General features: G+C 50.1%; 11 protein-coding genes. 6 read left to right on the top strand and 5 right to left on the bottom strand.

Annotation, left to right across the window (positions count from 1 at the left end; all coding sequences use genetic code 11):
- Window positions 1–675 precede the first annotated feature (675 nt).
- Genes IEV89_RS16620 through IEV89_RS16610 form a run of 3 tightly spaced genes read right to left on the bottom strand, consistent with a single transcriptional unit; the run spans window position 676 to window position 3,240 of the window.
- Window positions 676–1,848 carry a phosphoribosyltransferase domain-containing protein gene (locus tag IEV89_RS16620; RefSeq protein WP_188474636.1) on the bottom strand — a complete coding sequence of 391 codons (1,173 nt, stop codon included), beginning with the start codon at window positions 1,846–1,848 and terminating at the stop codon, window positions 676–678.
- The gene (locus tag IEV89_RS16615; protein WP_188474635.1) at window positions 1,845–2,888 is read right to left on the bottom strand and encodes an ATP-grasp domain-containing protein; all 1,044 of its coding nucleotides are present in this window, start codon (window positions 2,886–2,888) and stop codon (window positions 1,845–1,847) included. The genes IEV89_RS16620 and IEV89_RS16615 overlap by 4 nt, the downstream gene beginning before the upstream one ends.
- A 4-nt stretch (window positions 2,889–2,892) precedes the next feature.
- Window positions 2,893–3,240, bottom strand: a complete 348-nt coding sequence (locus IEV89_RS16610; protein WP_188474634.1) for a transposase — start codon at window positions 3,238–3,240, stop codon at window positions 2,893–2,895.
- Between the two features lie 772 nt (window positions 3,241–4,012).
- On the opposite strand from IEV89_RS16610, the gene IEV89_RS16605 reads away from it, so the two are divergent.
- From IEV89_RS16605 to alkA, 6 genes are all read left to right on the top strand, one after another.
- Window positions 4,013–4,600, top strand: coding sequence for a TerD family protein (locus tag IEV89_RS16605; RefSeq protein ID WP_188474633.1), 588 nt, complete (start codon window positions 4,013–4,015; stop codon window positions 4,598–4,600).
- 2 nt (window positions 4,601–4,602) lie between these two features.
- A complete protein-coding gene (locus IEV89_RS16600; protein WP_188474632.1) occupies window positions 4,603–5,775 on the top strand; it encodes a TerD family protein in 1,173 nt (390 codons plus the stop codon).
- 20 nt (window positions 5,776–5,795) lie between these two features.
- On the top strand, window positions 5,796–6,242 hold the full coding sequence (locus IEV89_RS16595) for a tellurite resistance TerB family protein (protein ID WP_188474631.1): 447 nt from the start codon (window positions 5,796–5,798) through the stop codon (window positions 6,240–6,242).
- 25 nt (window positions 6,243–6,267) lie between these two features.
- Window positions 6,268–7,299: a TerC/Alx family metal homeostasis membrane protein gene (locus IEV89_RS16590; protein WP_188474687.1), complete on the top strand. Its 1,032-nt coding sequence runs from the start codon at window positions 6,268–6,270 to the stop codon at window positions 7,297–7,299.
- A 99-nt stretch (window positions 7,300–7,398) separates the two neighbouring features.
- Window positions 7,399–7,974, top strand: coding sequence for a TerD family protein (locus IEV89_RS16585; protein ID WP_188474630.1), 576 nt, complete (start codon window positions 7,399–7,401; stop codon window positions 7,972–7,974).
- A gap of 165 nt (window positions 7,975–8,139) precedes the next feature.
- The gene (gene alkA / locus IEV89_RS16580; protein WP_188474629.1) at window positions 8,140–9,009 is read left to right on the top strand and encodes a DNA-3-methyladenine glycosylase 2; all 870 of its coding nucleotides are present in this window, start codon (window positions 8,140–8,142) and stop codon (window positions 9,007–9,009) included.
- A 69-nt stretch (window positions 9,010–9,078) separates the two neighbouring features.
- Here the strand turns inward: alkA and IEV89_RS16575 are convergent, their stop codons facing one another.
- Window positions 9,079–11,310, bottom strand: coding sequence for a diguanylate cyclase domain-containing protein (locus tag IEV89_RS16575; protein ID WP_188474628.1), 2,232 nt, complete (start codon window positions 11,308–11,310; stop codon window positions 9,079–9,081).
- Window positions 11,311–11,543: 233 nt separating this feature from the next.
- Entirely contained in the window at window positions 11,544–12,983 is a 1,440-nt protein-coding gene (gene mgtE / locus IEV89_RS16570; protein ID WP_188474627.1) for a magnesium transporter, read from the bottom strand.
- Window positions 12,984–13,491 lie beyond the last annotated feature (508 nt).

Raw genomic sequence — 13,491 nt, 5'->3', positions numbered from 1 at the left:
GGGCGGGCGGGGTTTTCTGCACGTAGTTTTTCCAGCAGGAATTTCACCGCATGGGCTTTCTCAATGCATTTCGGCAGCCAGGCGACGTTATTGCCATTGCGGTGCACATAAAACCCGTCGAGATCGAAGGTCTGACTCACCCAGTCGGCATAGTGATTCAGCGCGATAAGGTGCTGACTATCGTTAACCTTCATCACCAGATAGACCGGCATACCGTACTCTTCATTCATCCGGCACCATCCTGCTTCAACAGGTAAGTGCGGCGAGACCGCCTGCGGGTCCGAGAGCATTCGGCTGAGGTGCTGTTCTAACGCAAGCAACCTTGGCAGAAAACTGCGCATTTGCTCAGTGATCAACTGCTGCCACTGCGGGTCGGCTTGACCTGTAGGGGTGAGAATCACCGCGCCGTGGGTGGTGATTGCCCATGAATCAAAGGGAATACAAACACGGGCAATTTCCTCTGTGCCCCGTGCTGTCACCGGGATAGTTTCTGCACTGTCCAGCATCCACTGGACTAAGTTATGCTGACGAGGTGTCATGAAACTGCGTGGCGCAAGGCTTCTGTCGAGTGCGCCCGGCACGCTTAGCTGGCGTTCGCAGGCATCGGTGATTTTGCGGCCGGTCTGAAACAGTGTGTCATCAAGATCGGTGAAGATCAGCGGGCGCGTGGCGATGTTAGCAGTCATGATGAGCCTCGTTGATTTCCAGATTTTTAAATTGCGCCAGAAAAGCCGGATCCCACGCAGCGGCCGGTGTCTCTGAACATAGAATCACCCGATCCCACTGTGCGGGATCGACGTTATAGACATACATCGGCACGCCCAGGCCGTAGTTATCGGTAAAACTCATGGCACAGCCAATGGCGTTGCCGATGGCGACCGGTGAGCGAGTGGTCGAACTGAAACAGACCTCGGCTCCTTGCTCCTCCAGCCATTGCGCCAATAAATAGGGCTGCCAGACATATTCGCCGGAACCCAGTACCAGAATGCGCTGGCCTTCCTGCGGTGGCATGGTTGTCAATAATCGGGTATGAAATTCGACCCCTGTTCGTCCCCACCGATTCGCAATGGCGTTGAGTGGCTGTGATCCGCAGGCCGTGACATTGACGTCGGGCGTATTGATGGGCGGCGGACAGGCTGCCGGCTCCCACTGCCAACGGCCGCTGGCAAGCGAGACGGCGGTGACGGGCAGGTTGATTTGTCCTGACAAGGCGTTTTCCGACCAGTCGGTGAGCGTCGCGGTAACGACGTGTTCCAGCTTGCTCATTCCGGCTTCTTTCAACGCATTAAATAAATTGATAAAGGTTTTCCCGGTTGTCGCTTCATCATCCACCATGACCAGCGTGCGGGCCTGTAACAGCTTTTCCCGCAGTGCTGGGTCTGTTGGGAGATGAACTAAATGCGCGGTGGCATGGCTATGTTCCTCCTCGAAACGGCAGAACAAATCACTGCCGAGTGGATGGCGGGTGGTGGTCAGCAGAATGCAATCGGCATAGCGCTGTGAGAGGGCTGAGTGCACACCAGCAGCCAGCCCGACGGCGGTTTCTGCCATGCCGGTGACCAGAATCGGGCCGGGGAGTGCATCTGGAATACTGTCTGCAAGATCAGTAAAGGCCTGGCGGATGACCCTCGGAGAGCAGGGAATATGACGGCCTAAAATTTTACTGACGAATAAGAATGCCCGGCGCGGATTGCGGCGTTGGGCCATATCGAACAGCGTATTTGCGCTCCAGCCCGACTGGCTGCGCAGTTGCAATGACATCACACCCGCGCTGAGCACGGCCTGATAGTGTTCATCTATTCGGCGTTTATCCGGACAGATGTCGTCAATGACGGGTTTATTTTTCATGAGTTAACTCGTGGGCTGGGAATGTGGACGGCATGGTCGAGGATGCGGACGTTACAGTGATGGAGTTTCTGTGCAGACAGCGGTAAACCCAGACGCGAAGCCACCATGATGGCAGGTAAATTAATGCCACTTTCAAGCCCATAAGGCACACCGCCGCTCGGACGCAGATTGCATTCCAGCACGCGCGGTTTTCCCTCATGATCCGCTCGAGTTTGAACGTTAATCAGGCCGTCAGCATGCAAAAGTGCCGCGACCCGGCGGGCCAGTTCGACCTCTTCACCTTCGGTAAAAAACTGCTGCAGGGCATTATTTTTACGTCGGCCCAGTACAGCCAGCGTGTGGCCCTGTTCGGTGACCATATCGATGCTGCATTCCGGACCCGGCAGGTAAGGCATCACGAGCATGGGTTGTGACAGCCCACCGCTTTTCTCCACAATATCCAGATAAGTTTGGGTATTTATCCGCCGGGTTTCGGGTTTTCGCAGCACCAAATCTGCTGATGCATGATCATCCAGACGCCAGTAACCGCAGCCATAAATACCCTGATTGGGTTTGATACACAGCTCGGTAAAATCAGATTTAATGCTTTTTAGTGCTGCTTTCAGAGCGGGAAGAGAGTCCACCAGACAGGCAGGAGTATGGGCGATGCCGTGTTGCGCAAGTTGCAGGCTAAAACGGTATTTGTCGTCAGCCAGTAGCAGGTTCTCAAGGCTCCGCGTGCCGGTAATCAGGACTACGCCTTGGGCTTCTATCTGCGAACGATGCTCTTCGAACCACGGGTCCGCGCGGCCAGCATGGATCAGCGTGACCGAATAGCGGGCAATAGTGTCCAAAATAAATGCCAGTTTCTGGGTTGGATCCGCCGGTTCGCGTAGCTCAACATCGGCCAGGTGGGTAATTTCCGGCCGAAAATGCCGGTGTGATGCCATCAGTTGCAGAGGTGTTCCCTGACGGTTACACCACTTCTCTGCGGTAAGGGCACAACGTAACGCCTGGAGAATGCCGCGTTGTGAAGCAAAACCTTCCATAAGCCAAATCATTGGGCTATTTCTCCCGCCGGTTTTTCGCGATCAGCGCTGATAAATTCGGTTGAGGCTCAGGCAGATTCCCCAGGGAGTGCGCCACATAGCCGCGTAACCATAGCCCATTCTTTTTTACGCCCGACAGTTCCCCGAGCTGTTTAGCACTGTGCGTTTTCAGAGTATTAACCAGCATGGGAATCTCCATCTCTGGTGACATAGTTAGCTGAAGTTCTACCCCTTCGGAAAGCATGTTTATCTGTTCGATACTGAATGCCGAATTCTTACCGCATCGCGGGATTATCTCGCTCAGTAACTGGCGATCTTTTGCCTGTACACTAAGCGGAGAGCTAAAAGCGAAAATAAGCTGCATGCGAATGTTAAACAGGTTGTATCTATTAGAGTTTATCAATGAAAAAACCACCAAAATAACGTTACAACTACGCTGTCAGCCAGGTAAATTTATTGCACCAAAGGTCGCTGAGTAAAAAATAATATTCAGAGGAAAACATGGGCAATATTTTTATAAATTAACAGCGTGTTTTTATCATGAATTTTTCATAGTTGGCAGTAAATAAAATACTTTAAGCAATATTATTTACGTTTCTTTGCAATGCACCATCCTAAATCAAAGGTTACGTCAGTACAGCGCTGAATTGGGATTATTTATGTAATTTGGAATCCAGATTCACAAAAAACGCCAATGGTCATGGAATGTGTGTTATTTAAATTAAAACAGTATGTTATGATTTCAGGGTTTCACGTTTTATGAGCAGTGAAGTGAAAAATCATACAGGTTTTATGTATTGCATGACTTAAAAAATAATAAGCATGGTAATAGTTATGGCTATTGTAAATTTATCTATCAAAAGTGTGTTTCTGTGTAAAACAATAAACCTTCCCTAAACAAAGTGAATGAAAAGAGTGATACTGTCGCTCGCAGCACTAGGGAATATATCTCACCATCATGTGTATTTTGTATGCGTTGTTATTTATGCGTCGGTCGAGTTTATATTCCGTTAAATTTAAAAATAATTCGAGCTTTGCCATTATATATTTTGTGGTTATTGAATCGGCCGGCGATGAAACCGGTAATTATTTAAACTAATCGATGTTTAATCTGATTTTTCACAAAAGGAGCTTTCGTGGCTATTTCACTCAGTAAAAATCAATCCGTCTCCCTGGCAAAAGAGTCCGGCGCTTCCGTGACTGCTGTGCATATCGGTTTGGGATGGGATGCAGCGAAAAGCAAAGGGTTGTTTGGTCTGTTTGGCGGCGGCGGCGGTGAAATTGATCTGGATGCCTCCTGTGTGATGCTCGACAGCGACGGCGAAGCAGTCGATACCATTTGGTTTCGTAAGTTGCAATCCAGCTGCGGTTCAGTCAAACACAGCGGCGACAACCGTACCGGTGCTGGAGATGGCGACGACGAAGTGATCCTCATTGATTTGAGCCGCGTACCTTCCGACGTCGAACATTTGGCTTTCACGGTGAACAGTTTCACCGGCCAGAATTTCACCAAAGTTGAGAACGCCAGCGTGCGCATTCTTGACCAGCGCAGCAAAGAGTTGGCGAATTTCAATCTGTCGGAGAAGGGCGCTCACTCGGCGTTGTTTATTGCATCACTGTCCCGTAAGGGCAATGACTGGAGCTTCAAGGCTCACGGTCAGACTTCCGACGGACGAACGGTGGAAAGCATGCTGCCGCTGGTTATTCGTGAGCTGGTGGGGTAAGCATGGCAACTCAACTTATAGCGGGTGGCAACGGGCCTGTTCCTGAAACGACACTGATCATTCGGGTTAAAAGCGCCATTGCCGCCGATGTGTCAGCCTTTCGGTTAGACGCCAACGGTAAAACCCAATCCGATGATGATTTTATTTTCTACGGGCAGAAACAGAGCAATGACCGATCGGTTCTGTTGCTGACGGAAGGGGATAACAGTTCATTTTCTGTCAATCTTAGTGCGCTACCTGCCAGCGTGCAGAAGGTCGCTTTTACCATTACGCCGGAAGCAGGCCATAACATTCAGACGTTGCGTACGTTAGGCATCAGCGTGGAAGTTAATGGTAAGCCTCATCTGACCTGCCCGGTAGATTTAAACGGTCGCAACGAGGCCGCATTAATCCTTGGTGAACTATACCGGCGTAACAGTGAGTGGAAATTCCGCTTCGTTGCCCAGGGGTTCAACGGCGGTTTACAGCCGCTGGCTGAGCACTTTGGTGTGACCATCGATGCACCTACTGAAGAGGTGTCAAAACCAGCGCCGGTTCCCCCTCCGGCACCGGCAGCGAAACCGATCAATCTCAGTAAAGTCACCCTAACGAAAGAGCAGCCGAGCGTTAATTTAACCAAGCCGGTTAATCTCAGCAAAGGCCAGGGGTTTGGGCGTATTCGCGTCAATCTGAACTGGAACCAAGCGTCCGGCGGCGGCTTTTTCAGCAAGCTTAACGCCATCGATCTGGATTTGGGGGCCTACGTGCGCTTTAAAGATGGCCATCAGGATTTAGTACAAGCGTTAGGCAATCGCTTTGGCGATTATCAGAACGTTCCCTTTGTGCATCTTGAAGCTGACGACCGCTCCGGCTCAGCTTCAGAAGGTGAGTGGCTCAATATCAATGGCGCCAAGTGGGACGATATCGCAGAAGTGGTGATCTTCGCCTTTATCTACAAAGGCGTTCCTAACTGGGCGAAAACCGACGGCGTTGTGACGCTGCAATTACCTGAACAGCCACCGATTGAAACCCGCCTGAATGCGGACGGTGGCAGTCAGTCAATGTGCGCGATTGCTCGTCTTGAAAACATCAATAACACCTTAAAAGTCGAACGTCTGAATGCCTACTTTGGCGGCCATGAACCTATGGATAAAGCCTATGGTTGGGGTTTCAACTGGCGCGCAGGCAGCAAATAAATTTCACAGAGGAAAGCAATATGTTGGATTGGGCTAAAAACAAATTTAATCAGGGACGCGACACTCTGTTGTCGGAAGTCAGTCGTTATAAGGGCAAGGACTTCATGCAGGGATGTGTGGCTGTAGGCACTTACATTGCCTTCGCCGATGGCGTGGTCAGCCCGCAGGAAAAACAAAAACTGATTAAGTATTTTGAAATTAGCGACACCCTGAAAGTGTTCAGTACCGAAGAGGTGATCAGTGAGTTCCAAAAACTCTCTGCCAAGTTCGATTTCGATCTGGATATCGGGCGTTCCGAGTGCCTGAAGACCCTCGGTAAATTGCGTAAAAAACCGGAAGAGGCACGCGCCGCCGTTCGCCTGGGGGTAATGATTGCCAAGAGTGACGCCAATTTTGATGAAGATGAGAAGCGGGCGCTGCTGGAAGTGTGTAATGAGTTGGGCCTCAAGCCTGAAGAATTTTTCTGATTGTTCGTTTTGATTGAGAGTAATGATGGAATCTACCCTGATTGGTTTTCCGCCGGTAACTGTCGCCGTGTTTGTGGTACTGGCGATTGCTGCCTTATTGATCGACTTGTTGGCGCATCGTGGTGATAAAGCCATTGGGTTAAAAAATGCGGTGCTGTGGTCGTTGTTCTGGATTGTTACCGCGTTAGGTTTTGCCGGGTTCCTTTATGTCAGCCACGGCGCTGAAGTTGCCAGTCTGTTTGTTACCGGTTATGCCCTGGAAAAAGTGCTATCGGTGGATAATCTGTTTGTGATGATGGCTATTTTTGCCTGGTTCAACGTGCCAGATGGCTACCGTCACCGTGTGCTGTACTGGGGAATCATCGGCGCCATTGTGTTCCGCGCCATTTTTGTTGCCATCGGTTCCGGTTTATTGATGCTCGGCCCGTGGGTAGAGATGTTGTTCGCGGTGCTGGTGGCCTTGACGGCAGTGATGATGCTGCGCTCCGGCGATGATGATGGCGAGACGCAAGATTATTCAGATCACTTTGCAAACCGTCTGGTACGGCGCTTCTATCCGGTGTGGCCAAAGCTGGCGGGTAACCGCTTTATGCTCAGCGCCAAAGAAGTCAGCGCTGAGCTGGAAAAACCTGAAAACAAAGGCTTCAGCTTTGATGTCAAGAAAGGCGCGAAATACGCCACACCGTTACTGCTGTGCGTGGCCGTGGTTGAACTTTCAGACATCATGTTTGCCTTCGACAGCGTACCCGCCGTCATTGCGGTCAGTCGAGAACCGCTGATCGTCTACTCCGCCATGATGTTTGCCATCCTGGGCTTGCGCACCATGTATTTCGTACTGGAAGCACTACGCAAATATCTGGTGCATCTGGAGAAGGCTGTTATCGCACTGCTGTTCTTCATCGCCTTCAAGCTGGGCTTAAATGCCAGTGACCATCTATGGGGGCATGGCTTTGGTATCAGTGCGACTGCCAGCCTGTATGTGGTGTTGGTTGTACTGGCAATGGGTATTGTTGCCAGCGTGATGTTCCCGGCTAAAGACCAGCCAGCTCAGCCGTAATGTTGAGCCGTTGACAGTCCGGAGAGACGTTCACTTTTCGCTTAACGGTACTGCTGTGTAGTGCAGTGCCTTTCAAAAATGTAATTAAGGAGTCGAATTATGGCTGTATCTTTGAAAAAAGGTGGCAATGTTTCCCTGACTAAAGAAGCGCCGTCGATGAAATCGGTGATGTTTGGTTTAGGCTGGGACTCCCGTAAAACTGATGGCGCGGCTTTTGATCTCGATGCCTCGGCATTCATCGTTGGCGAGGATGACAAAGTTCTGTCTGACAGTAGCTTCATCTTCTTCAATAATATGACCAGTACTTGTGGTGGCGTTATACATCAGGGCGACAACCGCACTGGTGAAGGTGACGGCGATGATGAACAGGTGCTGATCCATCTCGATAAAGTCGATGCAAAGGCCAAGAAAATAGTTTTTGCCGTGACAATTTACGAAGCGGAAGAGCGCAAACAAAACTTCGGTATGGTCATCAATGGCTTCATCCGCGCGATGAACAACGATGACCAGAAGGAGTTGACCCGTTATGACCTTTCTGAAGATGCTGCAACGGAAACCGCGATGATTTTCGGCGAGCTTTACCGTCACAACGGTGAGTGGAAATTCAAAGCCGTAGGTCAGGGGTTTGAAGGTGGACTCTCCGCACTCGCGAAGAATTTTGGTGTAAATATCTGAGTGTGAGTTAACGTCACGCCTTGAGCCGGTGATTCAACCCGGCATCGCAAGCCCTCATCCCGACGGAAATCACGTTGGGATTTTTTTTATCTTTTATCCTACCTGCTACACTGCTGACAGCGTTGTACTCTCATTTATATTCTGTATTTCACTCCAGGAACCGCCATGTCTGCGAAAACATATCTCAATTACGCACCGCCCTATGACTGGCAGTGGATGATGGATTTTCTTGGTGCGCGCGTGTTGGCGGGTATCGAGCAGAAAGAGGGGGAGTTTTATCAACGTACGCTGGTGGTAGAGTCCGGCGCTGAAACGTATTCCGGCTGGTTAAGATTGAGACCAATAGCCGAGAGGAACTGCGTTGAGCTGCAGCTCTCACCCTCATTGCAGAGGGTGGCGGCCCAGGTTGAGCTGCAGGTCCGGCAGTTACTGGATTTGGACGCCGATCCTTTGCTTATCGCGGCCGAACTGGGGACGCTGGCAGACAATGCTGTCGGACTGCGACTACCGGGTTGCATTAACCGTTTTGAACTGACCGTCCGGGCGATTCTCGGGCAGTTAGTGAGCGTGAAAATGGCTGCCACGCTGGCCACCCGACTGACGCAGAAGTGGGGGCAACCCATCACCACGCCCTTCAGCGGGCTGACGCATTTGTTCCCTACGCCGGCGTGCATTGCCCGGCTGTGTGTCGATGACCTGCGCGGGATAGGCATTCAGGCCAAACGTGCAGCCTGTCTGATCGGTGTGGCACAAGCCGTTGAACAGGCTGCATTGCCGTTGGATGCGATAACGAATGTGCAACAGGGCATAAAAACATTGCTGGCGATGCCCGGTATTGGGCACTGGACTGCCTGCTACGTCGCCATGCGAGCGTGGTCAGCGCCGGATGTTTTCTTAAGCAGTGACTATTTGATTAAACAGCGTTTTCCGGGAATGACTCCAGCGAAAATTGCGCGTTATGCCGAAGTCTGGCAACCGTGGCGGACTTATGCCACGTTGCATTTGTGGTTTAATGACCGCTTCATACCAGAGTGACGGTTAACAGGCTACTGCGACGATCAGTGGATACCGAATCGGTATTGAGCAGGCCTGCATCATCAGTCATCAGATTGGCCGGGGAGAGAGGCGTTTTTGCTGCGCTTCATAGTTAAATACCTGGCCACGCCCGCTATTTTTGGCGGTATAACAAGCGACATCTGCCTGGGCCATATATTCGCTGCCGTTGACCGAGGTGTCGACGATTCGGGTGATCCCGGCGCTGGCACCGATGCGGTAAAGCTGATTATTCCACGTAAATTGAAACTCGTTTATTTTACGCACCAGCTGTCGTATGACCTGTAACCCCTGTTCTTGTGGGCAGTTGAAAAGAATCAGCGCGAACTCATCACCGCCCAGCCGTGCCAGCTTGTCGCTGTTACGAATCTGGTCTTGCATGAGATAGCTTAACTGACGCAATAACTCGTCGCCCGCCGCATGGCCTGCTGTGTCATTGATGGCTTTAAAGTAATCCAGATCGATAAAAGCTAAACTGTGATGCTGGTGTTTATCCGCGGTCAGTTGCAGCGCACTTTTTAAACTCTCTTCGAAACTGCCGCGGTTGGATAAGCCGGTGAGTAAATCATGGGATGCGGTATAACTGAGCTGACGCATCAGTTCCCGAGATTTACTGACATTCTGTATGACCAGCACGATGCCTATGGGGTCATCTTTAAGGGTGCGCAGCTGCGATACTGCCACTTGTACGTCAAACTGACCGGTGTGATGGCCATGCAAGATCAGTGATTGATCGACCGAAAGCGGCAGGTTTTTATTGATCTCGAACTGCATCAGATTGTCGACCCGTGGGCCGTCGCGGCCGACGCTGATATGCACAATGCTGCTGACGAGTTTGCCTTGCGCCTGTGGCTCTGCCCAGCCAGTCATCTTCTCCGCCACTGGATTCATGAAAGTGATATTCATGTGACGGTCAGTGGAGATCACGGCTTCGTTGATTGCATTCAGCGTGATATACAGTCGCTCTTTCTCTTCGTGTAATGCTTCTGAAAGGCGCTTATTGGTGATTTCGGTCCGTTTCAGCTCACTGATATCTTTGATTTGCGAGATGAAATAGAGCGGATTTTGATTGTCATCCCTGACCAGCGACATCGCCAGCAGTGCCCATACCCTCTCGCCGTTGCGGCACAGATACCGTTTTTCTATCTGGTAGCTTTGAATCTCGCCATCCAACAGTTGCTGTAACAGGGACTGGTCTTTGCTCAAATCTTCCGGATCAACAATTTCCTGGACAGTGAGTGTCTTGAAATCATTCGCCTCATAACCCAGCAAGTTACACAGTGATTTATTCACCTGCAGCCATTTACCCAGAGGCGAGACCAGCGCCATACCGATGGCCGAATACTCCATCGCATTACGAAAACGGCTTTCACTTTGGGTAATATAGGACTTCTCCACTCGCAGTGCATGCATTGCCATCGCCATGGCATTGGCGGGCAGCAGGATCAGGATAAGAGGCGTAAATAGCAAACTCTCGGGAAAGGGGGTGAAATGTAATTTCACTGAGATAGATCCCGTGCTTTGCAGCAGCGTAATCATCAGCGTCATACAGAGAAAGATGAAAAAAGCTTCAACGCGAGGCAAGCGGGCTGCAGTCCATAGCAGGGGAAGAATAATAAAAGCAAAAGGATAAGGCAGCCATTTCAGCGCCAGGAAACCGCTCAGTAGGGTAAGCACCAGCGTCAGCAGCAGCTTATACAGTCGTCGAGAATGACCTAACTGTTGCCAATAACCGCGTTGATAAATCAGACCGAACTGCGCCAATGATAAAACTCCCACGGCTTCTGAGATATACCAGGTGGCAAAATGCTGCTTCAGTTCCCGCGCCGAGTGTGAATGCATAATCAATAACGTAGAAATTGCTGAGCTAAGCAGCGGGGAAAATATAACGGCAACTGCCAGGAATTTTATCCAGTTTGTCGGCCCGGAGAGCGGGTCCTGAGCAGGTAGCAGTTTGCGGAGTAATAACACGCAAATACCGGCCTCAATGAAGTTGTTGAGGATATAAGGCCAGTAGGATAAAAACGGTGCGCCTGCTAAGGTTTGAGCGGCGGCAAGCCCCAGCGCGGCGGCACAAAACAACGGGATCCAGTCGCGGTAGCGATAATGGAAAAGCACCGTTATTAACAACGCGGTGGGCAACCAAACGGAGGCCAGATTTGACGTTTGCTGGACGAATTTCATACAGACAAGGGCCAGTACGCCAATACTAAAACCCAGTGCCAGCAACACTTTCCAGATATTCTGTGATGCTGAGAACAGACTAAGCATGTTTTTTTCCATGGTGAAAATCTTTCTCAGATTCATCCCGAAATAGATTGATAACCAAATGAATTACATATCTGTAATTTATTGATAATAAATGATCAGTAGGGACTGTTAAGCCGCATTTATTGCCTCTGTTATCTGAACGGCATAATGGTAAAGGTTTTCCCCCGCAGATGGGCGGGGAATGACATTCCGTCAAAAAAGCGAACTTAAAGAGTGTCTAATCAAAGATTAGCCCAATAAATAGCTTACAGCAGGAAGATGGTGGCCAGTCCGAGGAAAATGAAAAAACCACCGGTGTCGGTAATGGCAGTGATCATGACGCTGGCGCCGATCGCGGGATCACGTCCCATACGTACCATCGTTAAAGGAATGATGACGCCCATCATTGCTGCGACCAGCAGATTAAGGACCATTGCCAGCGTCATTACCGCACCCATTTCCCAGTCACCGTAAAGTAGCCAGGTCACCACGCCCATCAGGCCGCCCCACACCAAACCGTTGATCATTGCGACCCCCAGTTCTCTGAATACCAGGAATTTAAGGTTGCCGACTTGCAACTGGTGCAATGCCAGTGCGCGAACAATCATGGTAATGGTTTGATTGCCGGTATTCCCCCCAATACCCGCGACGATGGGCATCAGTGCGGCAAGCGCAACCAACTGCGAAATCGTTCCTTCAAAGAGACCGATCACCCTTGAGGCAACAAATGCTGTACAAAGATTAATGGCTAACCATGCCCAGCGATTGCGAACGGCTTTACCGACCGGGGAAAAAACGTCTTCCTCAGGGCTGAGTCCCCCCATACGGCGCAGATTGCTATCGGTATCGCTGTTAACGAAGTCGACAATTTCCTCGACTGTCAGACGCCCCATCAGCTTGCCTTTTTTATCGATAACGGGGGCAGTGATGAGGTCATAACGTTCGAAAGCGCTGGCTGCATCTTCAGCCTTATCATCAGCCTCAAAATAGGTTTGGTCTTCATTCATGACCTCTGACACCAAGCGATGTGGAGGATTGAGTAAAATCGTGGTCAGCGGTAGTTCACCAAGCAGGGTATTGTTACGATCGGTGATGAACAATTTGTCACTGGCTTCTGGAATATCTTTGCGATAGCGCAAGTACCGTTGAACCGTGCCCAAGGTGACATCCGGACGGACGGTCAACAGCTTGAAATCCATGATCCGCCCGACGGTATCCTTGCCAAATTTGATGACTTCACGCACCTTTTCCCGCTGGCGTGGGTCAAGTGATGTGAGAACGCGCCCCATAAGATCGCGCGGTAAGTATTCTGCGAGGTAAAGCTGATCATCCACATCAAGCAGTGACATGGTTTTCAGCAGATCTTTGTCACTCATTTCCTCAATGAGGCTGTCCCATACCGTTTCTGAGACTTCTACCAGCGCTTTACCCCGGTCGGCAGGGTTAACCAGTCGCCATAAGGCCAGGCGTTCATGGTTAGGTAAGGCCTCCAGGATATCTGCAAGGTCGGCGGCGTGCAGACCGGAAATCAACCGGCTGAGTTCTGCCGTCTGATCCATCAATAGCGCATGGGTCTCAGCGTCTATCTCTTTGGATTCGCCAAGAATACTGTCGGCAAGCTGATCACTGTCCAACAGTAGGTTGAGGATACGGCTACGTGTTTTCGCCAGTTTTTGTATATGGTATCGATGTTGAGTGGCAGACATGCTGAGTCGTTATCCTTTGAATTCTTAAGAGATCTTTCAGAGAGCAGGGGTTGTGGGTTGCTCCAACTGAGTCTGTTTCTGATTTTGGTGGTGGGACCAGGCGCCGAGCGCTGAGTAAACCAAGCGTCCGAACAGGATAACGAAACTGATCGTCAACACAATTTTTATCATCTTGATTTTTGTTTTTTTAGACATAATGATTTCAACTTATTAAGTCTTTGTTCCTAAGATTAAAATAATGAATTAAAACAATCCTATCGACGATAACAATATATCACATCAACTTTATCAGCCAGAAAAAGCCTGATTTGGCGGGAAAATCTTATGTTTGTATAAGAAACTACTGTTTTTTTAGTGCTGTTTGTCGCCGACAGAGTACGAAAGCCAAGTGAATGATAACCCTTTGAAATTGATAGGTAAGGATATTGACCTACAGAATAACTGACTTGGAATGCTTTTGTGAAAATTAACCAATTCGCAGTTTATTGATCACCATCAAATGGTTTAA

This window comes from Hafnia psychrotolerans (genome assembly GCF_014639435.1).
GTDB classification, from domain to species: Bacteria; Pseudomonadota; Gammaproteobacteria; order Enterobacterales; family Enterobacteriaceae; genus Ewingella; species Ewingella psychrotolerans.
This window is presented reverse-complemented; position numbering and strand designations above follow the sequence as displayed.

What these genes read in the sequence shown, in the direction of transcription:
- IEV89_RS16615 (WP_188474635.1), bottom strand. Translation starts at nt 2,888, where the DNA reads ATGATTTGGCTTATGGAAGGTTTTGCTTCACAACGCGGCATTCTCCAG.
- IEV89_RS16620 (WP_188474636.1), bottom strand. Translation starts at nt 1,848, where the DNA reads ATGAAAAATAAACCCGTCATTGACGACATCTGTCCGGATAAACGCCGA.
- IEV89_RS16600 (WP_188474632.1), top strand. Translation starts at nt 4,603, where the DNA reads ATGGCAACTCAACTTATAGCGGGTGGCAACGGGCCTGTTCCTGAAACG.
- IEV89_RS16590 (WP_188474687.1), top strand. Translation starts at nt 6,268, where the DNA reads ATGGAATCTACCCTGATTGGTTTTCCGCCGGTAACTGTCGCCGTGTTT.
- IEV89_RS16595 (WP_188474631.1), top strand. Translation starts at nt 5,796, where the DNA reads ATGTTGGATTGGGCTAAAAACAAATTTAATCAGGGACGCGACACTCTG.
- alkA (WP_188474629.1), top strand. Translation starts at nt 8,140, where the DNA reads ATGTCTGCGAAAACATATCTCAATTACGCACCGCCCTATGACTGGCAG.
- IEV89_RS16585 (WP_188474630.1), top strand. Translation starts at nt 7,399, where the DNA reads ATGGCTGTATCTTTGAAAAAAGGTGGCAATGTTTCCCTGACTAAAGAA.
- IEV89_RS16575 (WP_188474628.1), bottom strand. Translation starts at nt 11,310, where the DNA reads ATGGAAAAAAACATGCTTAGTCTGTTCTCAGCATCACAGAATATCTGG.
- mgtE (WP_188474627.1), bottom strand. Translation starts at nt 12,983, where the DNA reads ATGTCTGCCACTCAACATCGATACCATATACAAAAACTGGCGAAAACA.
- IEV89_RS16610 (WP_188474634.1), bottom strand. Translation starts at nt 3,240, where the DNA reads ATGCAGCTTATTTTCGCTTTTAGCTCTCCGCTTAGTGTACAGGCAAAA.